This window comes from Mesorhizobium sp. M0830, from assembly GCF_040319965.1.
Classification (GTDB): domain Bacteria; phylum Pseudomonadota; class Alphaproteobacteria; order Rhizobiales; family Rhizobiaceae; genus Mesorhizobium.
Map to the genome: position 1 here is coordinate 42,926 of NZ_JAMYOR010000013.1, position 14,561 is coordinate 57,486.

The following is a 14,561-nucleotide window of genomic DNA, read 5'->3' on the forward strand; positions in this document are numbered from 1 at the left end:
TTGCCGCACGCTTAGCAGGAGCGCGGTCTCATGAACTGGACTGACGAGCGGGTAGAACTTCTCAGGAAATTGTGGTCGGAGGGTCTGAGCGCAAGCCAGATTGCCGCGCAGCTTGGAGGGGTCAGCCGCAACGCGGTCATCGGCAAGGTGCACCGGCTGAAACTGTCGGGCCGCGGCCGTTCGACCGCCACGCCGGCACGCCAAAAGAAGGCGACGCAAGGGGCGACCGTTCAGAAATCGGTATCGCGCGCAGCAACTGCTGTGCGTCACGTCACGACGTCGATCGGCGCGACGGCCCTGCAGACGCAGTTCGACGCCGAACCGGTGGCACGCCACTACATCCGCCCGGTCGAGAATGTCGTGTTGCCGATCTCGCGGCATCTACAACTCGTCGAGTTGACCGAGCGGACCTGCAAATGGCCGAACGGCGATCCGCTTTCGGAGGACTTCCATTTCTGCGGCAACGAGGCCGCCGAAACCGGTCCCTACTGCAAGTACCACGCCCGCGTGGCGTTCCAGCCGGCATCGGAGCGGCGGCGGAGCCGCTGAGCGAATAGCGAATAGCGAATAGCGAATAGCGAATAGCGAATAGCGAATAGAAACGGCTGGCTTCTGTGACAGGAAGCAAGCCGTCTTTTGTGCCACACCCTATTCGCTATTCGCTATTCGCCCTCTTTCACAGCCACCCATTCTTGCGAAATCGCCAGTAGAGGAACGTGCAGATCAGCGCGATCGTGGCCAGCACCATCGGGTAGCCGTATTCCATCTTCAGTTCCGGCATATCGCTGAAATTCATGCCGTAGATGCCGGCGAATGCCGTCGGCACCGCCAGGATGGCTGCCCAGGAGGCGAGCTTCTTGGAGATCGCCGTTTCCTGGCTCTGGCCGACCAGCAGGCTGGCTTCGAAGGCGAACGCCAGCACCTCGCGCAGGCTGTCGATCTTCTCTTGAACGGTGCGAATGTGATCGGTGACGTCGCGAAACAGCGGGTGCATGGCTGTATGAATCTGTGGCAGCTCGGCACTGGTCAACCGACGGCAGACTTCGACCAGCGGCAGCGCTGCGTTGCGCAGGCGCAAAAGGTCGCGGCGCAGCATATAGAGCCGCTCGATGTCGGGACCGGTCATCGGCTTCAGCAAAACCCTGTCCTCGATCACCTCGACCTCGTCCTCGATCTGCTCGAGCACCGGCATGTAATTGTCGACGATGAAATCGAGAATGGCGTAGAGGACGAAATCCTCCCCCTTGGCCAGCGAATGCGGGCAGCTTTCCCAGTGCTGACGAACGGCGGCATAGGACGTCGAGGGGCCGTGCCTGACGCTGACAATATAGCCGCTGCCGACGAACAAATGGGTCTCGCCGAAGGTGACCCGACCGTCGATCAGCTGCGCGGTGCGGGCGACGATGAACAAGGCATCGCCATATTGCTCGATCTTCGGCCGCTGGTGCGGGTGCTCGGCATCCTCGATCGCCAGCTCATGCAGGTGAAATTGCGCCTGGACGCGCAGCAGCAGGTTGCGGTCGGGCTCGAGCAGGCCAATCCAGACGACATGACCGGATTTCTTTGCCCATTCGCCGGCTTCCTCGATGGGGATGTCGGCAATGCGACGTCCGGCCGTGTAGACGCCGCAAGCGATGATGCCGGAAGCCGACGCAGCCTCCGGGATCAGGTTCCGAACGTTTTCCATCACGACCTCCCGAAGCAAATCCGCGGACGAGGATAGAGGCAAAGCCCGGAAAGCTTAGCTTAATTCGTGCGCCGGTTCGAGAGGCGGCCGTTCACTTCCCCGGCAGCGTCTCGGAAAGGCCTATCTTGTCGGTCTTGTCGCCCTTGGGCCGCTCAGCCGGCAACTGCTCGCCTGTGACGGTATAGTAGATGGTCTCGGCGATGTTGGTGGCGTGATCACCGATACGCTCGATGTTCTTGGCGCAGAACAGCAGATGCGTGCAGGGCGTGATGTTGCGCGGGTCTTCCATCATGTAGGTGAGCAACTCACGAAACAGCGACGTGTACATAGCGTCGATCTGGTCGTCGCGGTCGCGAACGAAGCCAATTTTCTCCACGGACCGCGATGCGTAGACATCGAGCACTTCCTTGAGCTGGGCCAGCGCAAGGTTGGCCAGGGCCTCAAGGCCGCGGAACAGGCTGGTCGGCTGGCGTCCGTCGGTGACGGCGACCACCCGCTTGGCGACGTTCTTGGCGAGGTCGCCAACCCGTTCGAGGTCGGCGGAGATGCGAATGGTCCCGACGATCTCGCGCAAATCCGTCGCCATCGGCTGACGCCTGGCAATGATGATGATCGCCTTATCGTCAATTTCGCGTTGCCCTTCATCCAGCACGGCATCGTCGCGGATAACCTTCTCGGCCAGGCTAGGATCGGCATTGACCAACGCGGCGATCGCTTGCTCGACCATGCGCTCGGCATGGCCGCCCATCGCAGCGATGCGCTTCGACAGATATTTCAGCTCGTCGTCATAGGCGCTGACGATGTGCACGGACTGCATGGCAATATGCCTTCCCACGGGGTGTCTTTTGAGTCGTTTCCTCGAATCCCCGCTGATACGCTAGCCGGATGACAGAAAAAAGAAACCGTCCCCTCGAAAACTAGGGCGATATCAATGCGTCGGCAAATGAACCGTGAAGGCGGCGCCCTTGCCGACCTCGGACTTGATCGAAAGCCTGGCGTTGTGGCGCGTCAGGATATGCTTGACGATCGATAGGCCGAGGCCGGTGCCCTTATGGGTCCGGCTGGTCTCGACATCGACGCGATAGAAGCGTTCGGTGATGCGCGGAATGTGCTCCTCGGGAATGCCGGGGCCAAAATCCCTGATGGTCACGTCGATGCCGGGCTCCGAGCCGGCATCGACGTGCGTGATCGACACCATCACGCGCCCGCCCGACTGCCCGTATTTACAAGCGTTTTCCAGGAGGTTCTCGAAAACCTGGAAGAGTTCGTCGCGATCGCCGGGTACATCCAGCGGCCCATCGGCATAGTCCCGCTCGATGGCAACGCCGTTTTCCTTGGCCAGCGGTCCGAGCGAATCGATGACGCTGTCGACTGTCTCGCGCAGATCGACCTCGGTCCCAGGCTTCAAATAGGGCTTCATTTCGAGCCGCGACAGCGACAACAAATCGTCGATCAGACGCGCCATGCGACCGGTCTGGCTCTGCATGATCTGCAGGAACTGATCGCGCGCCGCCGGGTCGTTGCGGGCCGGTCCGCGCAGCGTTTCGATGAAGCCGGCGATGGAGGCGAGCGGCGTGCGCAGTTCGTGGCTGGCGTTGGCGATGAAGTCGGCGCGCATGCGGTCTATCCTGCGCGTTTCGCTCTGGTCCTTGAACACCAGCACGTAGAGATCAGTGGCGTGACCGACCGAGGATGCGCTCACCCGGTAAGCCCGTTCGACCGGCAGCTTCTCCGTGTAGTCGACGACATCGGAGGCGACATCACCCGACAGCACGCCATCCAGCAGAGCCTGCATTTCCGGCGCCCGGAACTTCAACGACAGCGACATGCCCGGCGCGATCCCGCCGAAGGCGGCGAAGGCGGCGGCATTGGCATGGACGATGGTGGCGGTCCGGTCGGAGATGATCAGCGGATCGGCGACGGCGGCCGCCAGATATTCACCGGAGAGCCGCTGCAAGCCGGTGGCCTCGATGGCGGAGCCGCTCTCGGTGGACCGGCGCGTGCCGGCGGGCGGCAGCATTGCCGCAGCAAGCAGCATGAGCAGTGCCGCGAGGACGACATAGGCTGAAATCGCGGCCAAGGCATAAACAGCGACAACCGCAACGACACCGGCCGCAAGCGGCCAACGGCCGTTCCACAGCCGGGTGGCTACGGTCTGCGCGATGCTTCTCTGCTCTGCGTCCAGGTCAGCCATTTCTCGCGCGCCCGCACCCCATGCCTTCGCCCCTCGGTTGTAGGGCGACGGAACCTTCCGCTGGACCGGTCCAGCACATGACCCAAAATCGGAGATCGATTTTCTGAAAGGATCATGCGCAAATCAAAAGTGCTACAGCGTCCTTTGCCCGTCCAAGGCGGGCGCGGCGCTGCAGCACTCCCAATAGCATGAGTCCGGAAGCTGGAAAGGGTTCGTCTCGATGAAAAAAACCAAGGAAGTTTCAGCTGCACCGACTTCGGGGCCGCTGAAGATCAGGGTCGATGGCAAGGAACGGGAGTTCGACATCGAAAACCCCACGCTTCCCGACTGGGTTGAAGACAACAAGCTCACCGCCGGCGGCTATCCCTACGACAAGAAGATGAACAGCGAGGAGTATGACGAGACGCTCGAGAAGTTGCAGATCGAGCTGGTCAAGGCGCAGGCGTGGCTGCAGTCGACCGGCAAACGGGTGATGGCGCTGTTCGAGGGCCGCGACGCCGCAGGCAAGGGCGGCACGATCTTCGTGGTGCGCCAGTACCTCAACCCCCGCACTGCACGCAACGTGGCGCTGACCAAGCCTACCCCGACCGAGATGGGGCAATGGTACTTCCAGCGCTATGTCGATCATTTCCCGACATCTGGTGAATTCGTCACCTTCGATCGATCCTGGTACAACCGCGCGGGCGTGGAGCCGGTGATGGGTTTCTGTACGCCGCAGCAGCACGAGCAGTTTCTCGACGAGACGCCGCATTTCGAACGAATGATCTCCAACGAGGGCATCCACTTCTTCAAGTTCTGGCTCAACATCGGCCGGGAAACGCAGCTCGAGCGCTTCCACGATCGTCGCTTCAGCCCACTGAAGAGCTGGAAGTTTTCACCGATCGACGTTGCCGGCATCACCAAGTGGGACGATTACACCGAGGTGCGCGATACCATGTTCGAGCGCACCCACAAGGAGTTCGCGCCGTGGATCATCGTGCGGGCCAATGACAAGCGGCGCGCGCGGCTGGCGGTCATGCGGCGCATTCTGATGTCGCTGCCCTATGACGGGCGCGACCTCGACGTGATCGGCAAGGAAGACAAGAAGATCATCGGTGAGGGGCCGTCGTTCCTGGGCAAACAGGACTGATGCCCTTGCGCCGCGCAGCCAAGGCCGCGCGGCGATTTTCGCTCGTTTCTCTTAAAGCGCATCGCGTCGAAGCGGATTCATGCGCCGCGCTTTAGATCTTTGTTTCCATGCACGTCGTTGTCTCAAAACCTGGGGCACTTTTGAGCGACATGCACTAAGCCGCCAGCCGGGCGATGCGCTGCAATCGCCGCAGCGTGGCGTCGTCCTGCAGCGCCTGCTGGAAAAGCGAAATCTCCTGGTCGATACGGTCGCATAGTAGCTGCGTGTTCCCCTTCAGCAGGCCGCGCGTCTGCAGCAGGGCGGCGACCGGCTTCTTGACAAGCTGCCTTGCCCGGCCGAGCGCCGCTTCCTCGACGCTGCCGCCCGGCACGATCTCCGCGACGAGGCCGAGCGCCTTGGCATCTTGAGCGCGAAGCGTATCGCCGAGGCAGAAGAAGCGAAAAGCACCGGCGTAGCCAAGCTTCTGCGGCGCCAGAATGCTGGTCGCCGCATCCGGAACCAGGCCAAAATCGACGAATGGCACCCGGAACGTGCTTTCATCAGACGCGATCACCATGTCGCAATGAAACAGGATGGTGCAGCCGACCCCGACGGCATCGCCGTCGACGCAGGCAAGGAGGGGCTTTGGAAATGTCGCCAGCGTGCGGAACAGATCGGTGACGGCGGCGATCAGTTTCCGGTGTTTGCTGGCGTCGAGGAATTCGGAGAAGTCGCCGCCGAGACAGAAGCAACCTGCCAGGCCACGCAGCACGACGACGCGCACCTCCTCATTGTCGGCGGCTTCATGGAAAGTCTTTGCCAGGCTCTCATAGGCTCTTCTGTCCAGCACCGGCCGGCTGTCACTTGATGACACGGTGACCACCAGCGCGTGGTTGCGAAGTTCAGGTTGCGGATGTGTGCTCACGACTGTCTCCGATCTCATGACGCACGCCTTTGCCCGAGCATGTCGGGGTACCCTCTGGTCAGCACCGGAGCAAAATGATTGCGGCGCGAACGCACCACATCGAGCGTGTGCGCGTTGAAGGTCAGCAAGGTGGCTACGACCTGCTGGTTGCCATAAGTGCGCTGATAGCCCAGCGGGGTTGCCAGGAAATGCAGTTGCAATGCGCGCAGCACCCACATCGGCTCGAACTCGATGATCACCTTGTCGACGCCGCGCTTCAGCCCCCACTCGACGAAGCCGGCGATCAATTCGGTGCCGACGGTTGAAACGCCGCGGCGGCCATCGCGGAAACCGGGAGCCACCGCATAGCGGGTCAATTCCCAGATGTTTGGGCCCGATGGCGGCGTTCCCTCGGAAAGGTCGGTCAAAACCTCGGTCAACAGATGTGGCCGCGTGGTTGGCAACATCCTTTGATAGCCTGCGACTTCGTTACCTCTGACGACGATCTGATGGACGGCCTCGTCATGATCGAACTGGTCGCGTTCGAGTCCGTCGGGGCGCCTGAGATCATCCCACCCCATCTCTTCGACGAATATCTTGTAGCGCAGCCGATGAACGGCCTCCCAAAGTTCGGGACGTTCCATCAATTCCTGGGTTGTAAGGGAAAAAAGCATTTCCGCCGTCTCCTGTGTTCAGAGGAAGATACGGCCGTGCTTCGATGAGAAAATTGCGTGATCGCGTAGGCAAGGATTTCCAGGCCGGCACGGCCGACCTAGCTAATATAGCCGCGCCTTATCGCTTCCGCGACGGCCTGGACCCGGTTGACGGCACCGAGTTTGCTTTTGGCGTTAAGAAGGTGTTTCTCCGAGGTGTGCTCGGAGATGCCGAGGATTTGCGAAATCTCCCATTCGGACTTGCCGACGGCGGCCCATTGCAGGCATTCGCGCTCGCGCGGCGTCAGCACGATATGATCGACGGTCTTGCTCGCCATGGTGTGGAGTTGCATGGCGCGGCCAACCGCGTAGGTCGACACCAGCGACACCTGGCCAAACTCGGCAGCGGACAATTCCACGGCCTCGCCGCCCAGCGACACCATGACGATCTGGCCGTCGAGCGTGATCAGCGGGAAGGCCAGTCCATCGCGCAGTTTGAAGGCACCGGCATCGCCCATCACCTCGCCGCTGCTCTTGTTTATCTGAATGCTCTGCGAGGCGTCGCGCCACTGGAAGGGCGCCTGCAACTGTTTCATATGGCTGACGACCGGGTCGTGATCGACATAGTTGCGCGCGACGTAGCGCTCCAGCCACTCGCCAGGCCAATCGCAGAGAAGCACATGCTGCTTTTGCTGGCCGGCAGGCGTGCCCGGCTGCGGGACGGTTCCCGCCATCAGTGCGGTGAGACCGAAATCCGACGTTATACCCAGCAGCGTTTCACAGACTGCTGCCGCCGTTGCGGCGTGCTGCAGTTGGTCTATGAATTCCAGCGTGCGATCGAACTGACCCATCGCAACATCAACCCCATGTTGCCTCATGCATTGCAGCCGATGATGCGTGCCTGATTTACACTTTGCCACCGACCACGGATTGCAACCGCTGCTTATTCTGTGGTTTCGACCCTGATCTTCTCACCAAGGCGGCCAAAGCTGATTTGCAAACCGGCTAATTCATATCCTGAAATCGGCGTGTTCAAAATCAAAAACCATTGTGCCTGTACCATTTTCATACGAAAACCGGTGTGAGCACGACCGTGGCGGAGTTTTATCTTGGCGTTCCAGTGGAGGTCCTTCGCCCTTGCGATGATGATCGGATTGCTGTCGTTCGCCGTTGGCGCGCGCGCCGCGGCGCCTCAAGTTCCGGTGCTGTGGGATGCCAAGGAGCGACTGCCCAAGCCAGACCTTTCGGCGCTGCCCCGGCTGAGATTCCTGACGACCACGGATTTCCCGCCCTTCAATTTCCTCGATGGCTCGGGAAAGCTGTCCGGGTTCCACATCGATCTGGCACGCGCCATCTGCGCCGAGCTTGGCATTGTCGAGAAATGCCAGATCCAGGCCTTGCCCTGGGCCGAACTGGAAGGCGCACTGCAGAAGGGTGAAGGCGAGGCAATCATCGCCGGCATCGCCGCAACGCCGGAATCGCGCGCGACCTATGCCTTCTCGCGCTCCTATCTACAGTTTCCGGCGCGCTTCATCATGCCGAAGGGCAAGGCACTGGCCGAACCGATCTTTACCAAATTGCGCGACAAGCGTGTCGGCGTGGTCGCCGGCTCAGCGCATGAGCGCATGCTGCGCGACTATTTCAACACCGTTCAGATCGTCCCCTTCGACAGCCCGGAAGACCTCTATGCCGACCTCAAGACCGGCAAGCTCGACGCCGCCTTCGGCGACGGCATGCGCCTGGCTTTCTGGCTGGGCGGCTCGGATGCGGCGGGCTGCTGCCGCTTTGCCGGCGGCCCCTACCTGGCGCCCGAATATCTGGGCTCGGGCATGGCCATCGCCACCCGGGCGGACGATCCAGCGTTGGCCGCCGCGCTCGACTACGCGCTGCAGGAGATTTCGATGAAAGGCACGTTCGCGGAATTTTATTTGCGCTATTTCCCGGTCAGTTTTTTCTAATCCGGTCCCCGTCAGATTTTGCTAGGGCGCAGCTGATATTCAGGTCAGCGTGCGCAGCCGCGCCTTGGCCGCGCGGCCGATGGCAGCCACCGTCAGCGTGTCGAGATCGAGCTCACGCCGGATCAGCTGCAGCACCCGCACCTCTTCCATGCGCATTTCAAGATCGACGGCGGCCACCTCGAAAGCAGCAGCATAGGCAGTGTCGCGCAAGCGCTCGGGCAGGGCCTCGGCGACTTCTGCCAGAACGCCTTCCAGCCCATCCTTTTCGTGCAGGCGCTTCTGGCAGGCCTGGGCGACACTGACCAGCCGGTCGTGATTGAAATCCTCGAATACCGGCCAGGAGCGGACAACGTCGCCGATCCTGGCCAGTTCGACATCGGTCATGTCACGATCGGAGGCCGAGGTGATGACCATCAGGTAGATCAGGGCTTCATGCGGCGTCGGCAATTTTTTCTCCTTCAACCGGGACTCGAACGTAGGAATGCACAATCTGCATCGCAAGGAAAAAGCGCCGCACGCGTTGACGCTCCGGCAATGCACGCCTAGAGACCGGATTGAACAACCCCTGCTCCGGCCCCCGCCTTAAATGACTTGGGCCGGTGGACAATTTGGATAAAGTGACATGGCGGGATCAAACATCATCGATCTCAATCCCGAGGTGCTGGCGGCCGCGACCGAGAGCAAGGCGTGGCCGTTCGAGGAAGCCAAAAAGATAATCGGACGTTACAAAGACGCCGACTTTCCCCAAACGATCCTGTTTGAGACAGGCTACGGACCGTCCGGCCTGCCGCATATCGGCACATTCGGCGAGGTGGCGCGGACGTCGATGGTGCGCCATGCCTTCCGTGTCCTGACGCAGGATAAGGTTGCGACCAAGTTGCTGTGCTTTTCAGACGATATGGACGGCATGCGCAAGATACCCGACAGCGTGCCGGACCGCGCCGCACTCGAGCCGCATCTGCACAAGCCGCTGTCGTCGGTTCCCAATCCGTTCGGCGGCGACTATGCCAGCTTCGCCGACCACAACAACGCGATGCTTTGCCGCTTCCTCGACACGTTCGGCTTCGACTACGAGTTCGCCAGCGCGACGCAATATTACAAGTCCGGACGTTTCGACGCGATGCTGCTGCGCGCCGCCGAACGCTATGACCAGATCATGGCGGTGATGCTGCCGACGCTCGGCCCTGAGCGTCAGGCGACCTACAGCCCGTTCCTGCCGATTTCACCGAAGAGCGGCCGCGTGCTTTACGTGCAGATGAAGCATGTCGACGCCAAGGCCGGCACCATAACCTTTGACGACGAAGGCACCGAGACCACGCTTTCGATCACCGGCGGCCGCGTGAAGCTGCAGTGGAAGCCGGATTTCGGCATGCGCTGGGCAGCGCTTGGCGTCGATTTCGAGATGTTCGGCAAGGACCACCAGACCAATGCGGTGGTGTACGACCGCATCTGCAACATACTGGGCGGACGGGCGCCGGAGCACTTCGTCTACGAACTCTTCCTCGACGAGAACGGCCAGAAGATCTCGAAATCGAAGGGCAACGGGCTGACCATCGACGATTGGCTGACCTATGCGCCGACCGAAAGCCTCGGACTCTACATGTACCAGCGGCCGCGACAGGCCAAGAAACTGTATTTCGATGTCATCCCGCGTGCCGTGGACGAGTACTACACCTTCCTTGCCGCGTATCCCCGGCAGGACTGGAAGGAGCGGCTGGGCAACCCTGTCTGGCATATGCATGACGGCAACCCGCCCGCCATCGACATGCCGGTGCCGTTCTCGCTGCTGCTCAACCTGGTCAGCGCCTCCAACGCGCAGAACAAGGATGTGCTGTGGGGCTTCATTTTACGCCACACGCAAGGCGTGACGCCGGAGACGCATCCCGAGCTCGACCAGCTGGTCGGCCACGCGATCCGCTATTTCGACGACTTCGTGAAGCCGACGAAAACCTTCCGTCCGGCCGACGAGGTCGAGCGCGAGGCATTGCAAGCTCTCGACGCGGCGCTCGGCGCGCTGCCGGATGACGCCAATGGCGAAGCGATCCAGAACGCATCGCTCAACGTCGCACGCAGGATCGAACGCTATCAGGATCATTCCAAGCAGAGTCCGGAAGGCGGCCCCGGCGTCTCGGGTGCCTTCTTCCAGATGATCTACCAGGTGCTGATCGGCCAGGAGCGCGGCCCGCGCTTCGGATCGTTCGCAGCGCTCTATGGCATTGCCGAAACGCGGGCGCTTATTGAGCGGGCGCTGGCTGGTCAGCTGGCTTGAGAACGCCATCCACCTCTTCCAGGATCGAACTCGGCGCCTGAGGCGCCGGGCTTGGCGCGGCCGGCATTGCCGGCATTCCGGACAGATCAGGAGCCGATCCGAAAATGCCCTTCTTCGCCGTGCGTGCCTTGTCGCCGGCCTCGACATAGGGTCCACCCCTGGCGGCGCGCGCCCAGCCGTTTTCGACCAGCCATCGACCGACATCCTGCTTGCCGATCCGGCATTCGGCGGCGATAAGGTCGCGACCACCCTCGGGCGGTACGCTGCAAACCACCGCACGGCCGCGCAGGAAGGCACGGAACGCAGTCCGCGCCCGGACGCCGCATGGCCAGGATTTGCCGTCATCACTGCAAACCTCGTCCTGACTGACGATGTCGATGCCGGAAACCGCGATGGAGTAACCCTTCGCTTCGATCAGGCCGGCGGCCGGCGCGACCGGCTGGAACAGCTTTGTGCCGTTCCAGTCGTCGGGCATTTTCGGCTTGGGCGGCACCGCCAGCGCCAGCTTGCTCAGCGGCTCGCGCGGCTCGACCCGTTCCAGTTCCTCGGCGGCACGCTGAGGCGGTGCAACGAGCTCGGGATCGATCGCCCTCGAATGCGGCGTAAGCTTCGGCGGCCGTGGATCTGAAATGGCCGAAGTGGCCGGCTCGTCGGGCACCGTCTCGACGCCTTGCTGTGAAATCGTGTCGGCGCCCGGATCGAGCTGGTCCAGCGCGACGACGCTGTCGCTTCCTTTCAGCGTGCGGCCACCCGTGACGACCATGGCCGCCATCACCGGGACCATCAGAACCGAAAGGGCAACATGAAGGAGACGCACCAGCCGACCTACTGGCTTGCCCATACGATCCGCGCCACCCATTCGACATCGCGCATGGGAATATCGCGGTCGGGATGATCGGGATTGAGCGAGACCAGCGCAATCGACTTGACGGTCTGGCGCTCCAGCACCTTGGCCATGACCTCGCCGGCAGTGGTCTTGACGACGACGCGATCGCCCTTGCGGGTGATGGCGCCCGGTTCGACGATGAGGACATCGCCATTGCGGTAGAGCGGCAGCATGGAATCGCCCTGCACCTGCAGCGCATAGGAGTTCTCGGTGGATTGCGCCGGCAGTTCGACCAGATCCCAGCCCTGCCCGGCCGGAAAACCGGCATCGTCAAAATAGCCGCCGGCGCCCGCCTGGGCAAAACCGAGCAACGGCACGGAGCGTGTGCGGGCAAGGGCGGCGGCATGGCTGGTCGCGGCTCGGCCTTCGATCAGGCCGGTGAATTCATCGAGCGAAGCGCCCGTCGCCTCGATGATCTTGGCCAGCGATTCGGTCGAAGGCCAGCGCGGCCGGCCGTCCGACGACAGACGCTTCGACTTGTTGAACGCAGTGGAATCGAGCCCCGCGCGCTTGGCCAAACCCGAGGCCGAAAGCGAATAGCGCTCGGCAAGAGCATCGATGGCGGCCCAGACACGGTCATGCGAGAGCATTCTTGCTCTCCTTCAAACAGGAAAAAATACCTTTTTCGCTTCTAACCCGGAGCCATCCTCTTGTCCACAGTGCAAGGCTGCCTCACGCCGCCTTTCTGGTCTCGCCCTTCGTATAGGGGTCGAAGCGCTCGTAGAAGCTTTCGCCCTTCTCGGCCATGTCGAGCAGCAGTTTGGGCGCCTTGAACTCGGCGCCGTATTTCTTCTGCAAGCCCTTGGCGATCTTGACGAATGCCTTGGCACCGATGCCGTCGATGTATGACAGCGCGCCGCCGGTGTAGGGCGCGAAACCGAACGCCAGGATCGACCCGACATCGGCCTCGCGCGGGTCGGTGACGATACCCTCTTCCATCACCCGGGCCGCTTCCAGCGCTATGGTGACCAGCAGCCGCTGCTGCAGTTCCTCATAATCGACCTTCTCCGGCGCGAGCTGCGGATAGAGCTCCTTGAGTCCCGGCCACAGCTTCTTCTTGGCCGGCTTGGCGGGATAATCGTAAAAACCTTTGCCGTTCTTGCGGCCAAAGCGGCCGTGATCGTCGACCATGGTGTTGATCAGCGCCATCTGCTTCGGATCGACCGCCTTGTCGCCGAGATCCCGGATGGTCTGCTTCATGATCTTCTGGGCAAGGTCGATGGCCGTCTCGTCGGTCAGCGCCAGGGGTCCGACCGGCATGCCGGCGGCCTTCGCGGCATTCTCGATCATCGGCGCCGGAACGCCTTCGATCAGCATCTTGTAGGCTTCCGACATGTAGCGCAGCACGCAGCGGTTGACGTAGAAGCCGCGCGTGTCGTTGACGACGATCGGCGTCTTCTTGATGGCACGGACGAAATCGATCGCGGTGGCCAGCGCCTTGTCGCCGGTCTTCTTGCCCAAAATGATCTCGACCAGCATCATCTTGTCGACAGGGGAGAAGAAGTGGATGCCGATGAAATTCTTTGGCCGCGCCGAATTCTTGGCCAGCGCCGAGATCGGGATGGTGGAGGTGTTCGACGCAAAGATCGCCGATGGCTTCAACACGGCCTCCGCCTGTTCGGTGGCGCTCTTCTTGACACCTGAATCCTCGAAGACCGCCTCGACCACCAGGTCGCAGCCGGCAAGGTCGGCATAGTCGGCGGTCGGCGCGATCAGCGACAGCAACTTGTCCTTCTCCTCGGGCTTGGCGCGGCCATTCTTCAGTTGATCCGAGATCAGGCTGTCGGAATGTGCCTTGCCCTTGGCAGCCGACTCCATGTCACGGTCGAGCAGCACCACCGGGATGCCGGCCTTGGCGGTGACATAGGCGATGCCGGCGCCCATGAAACCGGCGCCGAGAATGCCGATCTTCTTGAACTTGGTTTCTGGCACGCCGGCCGGGCGGCGGGCGCCCTTGTTCAGTTCCTGCAGCGAGACGAACAGCGAGCGGATCATCGCCGCCGCTTCCCTGGTCTGCATGATCTCGGTGAAATAGCGCTGCTCGATACGCAAGGCGGTGTCGAACGGCACCAGCAGGCCTTCATAGACGCATTTGAGGATCGCGGCAGCAGCCGGATAGTTGCCATGGGTCTCGCGACGCAAGATGGCGATGGCCGGCGGCCACAGATTGAAGCCGGCGGGCGAATAGATCTGGCCACCGGGCAGTTTGAAGCCCTTCTCGTCCCAAGGCGCCACCGGCTTCAAGCCATTCCTGATCATCGCCTTGGCGGCATCGACCAGCTTGGCCGGCTCGGCGATCTCATGGATCAGGCCCATCGACTTGGCCTTTTGCGGCGACAGCGTCTGGCCGGAGGTCAGCATTTGCAGCGCCTGCTGCTGGTCGGTCAGGCGCGGCACGCGCTGGGTGCCGCCGGCGCCCGGGAAGATGCCGATCTTCACCTCGGGAAGCGCCATCTTGACCTTGTCGCTGTCGGCGGCAACGCGACCGTGACAGGCCAGCGACATCTCGAAGGCACCGCCCATGCAGGTGCCGTTGATCGCCGACACCCATGGCTTGCCGCAAGTTTCCAGCTTGCGGAACAGGCCGGTCATCATGCCGGCATTGTCGAACAGCGCCTTGGTGGCCTTTTCGGCGTCCTTATCCTTTTCAGCGGCGAACGTGGTCAGCATCTTCTGCAGCAGTGTGATGTCGGCGCCGCCGGAGAAGGTATCCTTGCCGGAGGTGATCACCGCGCCCTTGATGGCGGCGTCACCCGTCACGTGATCGACGATGGCGTTCAGTTCCCGCATGGCTTCTTCGGTGAAGACATTCATCGATCGGCCCGGCATGTCCCAGGTGACAAGCGCAATGCCGTCGGCGTCGACGTCGAGGGTGAAATTTGTATAGCTCATCGTTTCTCTC

The 14,561-nt window shown here is 61.9% G+C and carries 14 protein-coding genes; 4 read left to right on the plus strand and 10 right to left on the minus strand.

All coding sequences use genetic code 11. The annotated features are described in order from the left end of the window. Window positions 1-30 precede the first annotated feature (30 nt). A complete protein-coding gene (locus tag NKI20_RS10565) occupies window positions 31-549 on the plus strand; it encodes a GcrA family cell cycle regulator (RefSeq protein ID WP_023758048.1) in 519 nt (172 codons plus the stop codon). Window positions 550-676: 127 nt separating this feature from the next. Here NKI20_RS10565 and NKI20_RS10570 read toward each other — a convergent pair whose 3' ends face one another. The 3 genes from NKI20_RS10570 to NKI20_RS10580 form a co-directional block, all read right to left on the minus strand. After that, complete coding sequence (locus NKI20_RS10570; protein WP_023758049.1) at window positions 677-1,687, minus strand: magnesium and cobalt transport protein CorA; 1,011 nt, start codon at window positions 1,685-1,687, stop codon at window positions 677-679. Between the two features lie 91 nt (window positions 1,688-1,778). After that, the gene (gene phoU, locus NKI20_RS10575) at window positions 1,779-2,504 is read right to left on the minus strand and encodes a phosphate signaling complex protein PhoU (RefSeq protein ID WP_023758050.1); all 726 of its coding nucleotides are present in this window, start codon (window positions 2,502-2,504) and stop codon (window positions 1,779-1,781) included. Between the two features lie 111 nt (window positions 2,505-2,615). Beyond that, entirely contained in the window at window positions 2,616-3,881 is a 1,266-nt protein-coding gene (locus NKI20_RS10580) for an ATP-binding protein (protein ID WP_352830373.1), read from the minus strand. A 220-nt stretch (window positions 3,882-4,101) separates the two neighbouring features. Here NKI20_RS10580 and ppk2 point away from each other — a divergent pair, with 220 nt between their 5' ends. Next, window positions 4,102-5,010 (plus strand): polyphosphate kinase 2, encoded by a 909-nt coding sequence (ppk2, locus tag NKI20_RS10585; RefSeq protein ID WP_352830376.1) that lies wholly within the window; start codon window positions 4,102-4,104, stop codon window positions 5,008-5,010. A gap of 154 nt (window positions 5,011-5,164) precedes the next feature. On the opposite strand, the gene NKI20_RS10590 is transcribed toward ppk2, so the two are convergent. From NKI20_RS10590 to NKI20_RS10600, 3 genes are all read right to left on the minus strand, one after another. Then, window positions 5,165-5,932, minus strand: a complete 768-nt coding sequence (locus NKI20_RS10590; protein ID WP_352830378.1) for an enoyl-CoA hydratase-related protein — start codon at window positions 5,930-5,932, stop codon at window positions 5,165-5,167. Beyond that, complete coding sequence (locus NKI20_RS10595; RefSeq protein WP_352601343.1) at window positions 5,929-6,567, minus strand: acyl-homoserine-lactone synthase; 639 nt, start codon at window positions 6,565-6,567, stop codon at window positions 5,929-5,931. Before NKI20_RS10595 ends, NKI20_RS10590 begins: the two co-directional genes overlap by 4 nt. A 98-nt stretch (window positions 6,568-6,665) precedes the next feature. Continuing rightward, complete coding sequence (locus NKI20_RS10600; RefSeq protein ID WP_352830381.1) at window positions 6,666-7,397, minus strand: helix-turn-helix transcriptional regulator; 732 nt, start codon at window positions 7,395-7,397, stop codon at window positions 6,666-6,668. A gap of 258 nt (window positions 7,398-7,655) precedes the next feature. On the opposite strand from NKI20_RS10600, the gene NKI20_RS10605 reads away from it, so the two are divergent. Beyond that, window positions 7,656-8,504, plus strand: coding sequence for an ABC transporter substrate-binding protein (locus NKI20_RS10605; RefSeq protein WP_352830384.1), 849 nt, complete (start codon window positions 7,656-7,658; stop codon window positions 8,502-8,504). Between the two features lie 39 nt (window positions 8,505-8,543). Here the strand turns inward: NKI20_RS10605 and NKI20_RS10610 are convergent, their stop codons facing one another. Beyond that, the gene (locus tag NKI20_RS10610; RefSeq protein ID WP_023758057.1) at window positions 8,544-8,951 is read right to left on the minus strand and encodes a tellurite resistance TerB family protein; all 408 of its coding nucleotides are present in this window, start codon (window positions 8,949-8,951) and stop codon (window positions 8,544-8,546) included. 175 nt (window positions 8,952-9,126) lie between these two features. Here NKI20_RS10610 and NKI20_RS10615 point away from each other — a divergent pair, with 175 nt between their 5' ends. Beyond that, window positions 9,127-10,773: a lysine--tRNA ligase gene (locus NKI20_RS10615; protein WP_352830388.1), complete on the plus strand. Its 1,647-nt coding sequence runs from the start codon at window positions 9,127-9,129 to the stop codon at window positions 10,771-10,773. Here NKI20_RS10615 and NKI20_RS10620 read toward each other — a convergent pair. The 3 genes from NKI20_RS10620 to NKI20_RS10630 form a co-directional block, all read right to left on the minus strand. Next, window positions 10,739-11,590, minus strand: a complete 852-nt coding sequence (locus NKI20_RS10620) for a thermonuclease family protein (RefSeq protein ID WP_352830487.1) — start codon at window positions 11,588-11,590, stop codon at window positions 10,739-10,741. The two genes, NKI20_RS10615 and NKI20_RS10620, sit on opposite strands and share 35 nt — an antisense overlap. Before the next feature lie 8 nt (window positions 11,591-11,598). Continuing rightward, the gene (locus NKI20_RS10625; protein ID WP_023758060.1) at window positions 11,599-12,249 is read right to left on the minus strand and encodes a S24 family peptidase; all 651 of its coding nucleotides are present in this window, start codon (window positions 12,247-12,249) and stop codon (window positions 11,599-11,601) included. Window positions 12,250-12,331: 82 nt separating this feature from the next. Beyond that, the gene (locus NKI20_RS10630; protein ID WP_352830390.1) at window positions 12,332-14,551 is read right to left on the minus strand and encodes a 3-hydroxyacyl-CoA dehydrogenase NAD-binding domain-containing protein; all 2,220 of its coding nucleotides are present in this window, start codon (window positions 14,549-14,551) and stop codon (window positions 12,332-12,334) included. Between the last annotated feature and the right edge of the window lie 10 nt (window positions 14,552-14,561).

Bases quoted from the DNA above. Each gene is read 5' to 3' on its own strand.
- NKI20_RS10565 (WP_023758048.1), top strand. From the start codon at position 31: ATGAACTGGACTGACGAGCGGGTAGAACTTCTCAGGAAATTGTGGTCG.
- NKI20_RS10570 (WP_023758049.1), bottom strand. From the start codon at position 1,687: ATGGAAAACGTTCGGAACCTGATCCCGGAGGCTGCGTCGGCTTCCGGC.
- phoU (WP_023758050.1), bottom strand. From the start codon at position 2,504: ATGCAGTCCGTGCACATCGTCAGCGCCTATGACGACGAGCTGAAATAT.
- NKI20_RS10580 (WP_352830373.1), bottom strand. From the start codon at position 3,881: ATGGCTGACCTGGACGCAGAGCAGAGAAGCATCGCGCAGACCGTAGCC.
- ppk2 (WP_352830376.1), top strand. From the start codon at position 4,102: ATGAAAAAAACCAAGGAAGTTTCAGCTGCACCGACTTCGGGGCCGCTG.
- NKI20_RS10590 (WP_352830378.1), bottom strand. From the start codon at position 5,932: ATGAGATCGGAGACAGTCGTGAGCACACATCCGCAACCTGAACTTCGC.
- NKI20_RS10595 (WP_352601343.1), bottom strand. From the start codon at position 6,567: ATGCTTTTTTCCCTTACAACCCAGGAATTGATGGAACGTCCCGAACTT.
- NKI20_RS10600 (WP_352830381.1), bottom strand. From the start codon at position 7,397: ATGGGTCAGTTCGATCGCACGCTGGAATTCATAGACCAACTGCAGCAC.
- NKI20_RS10615 (WP_352830388.1), top strand. From the start codon at position 9,127: ATGGCGGGATCAAACATCATCGATCTCAATCCCGAGGTGCTGGCGGCC.
- NKI20_RS10625 (WP_023758060.1), bottom strand. From the start codon at position 12,249: ATGCTCTCGCATGACCGTGTCTGGGCCGCCATCGATGCTCTTGCCGAG.
- NKI20_RS10630 (WP_352830390.1), bottom strand. From the start codon at position 14,551: ATGAGCTATACAAATTTCACCCTCGACGTCGACGCCGACGGCATTGCG.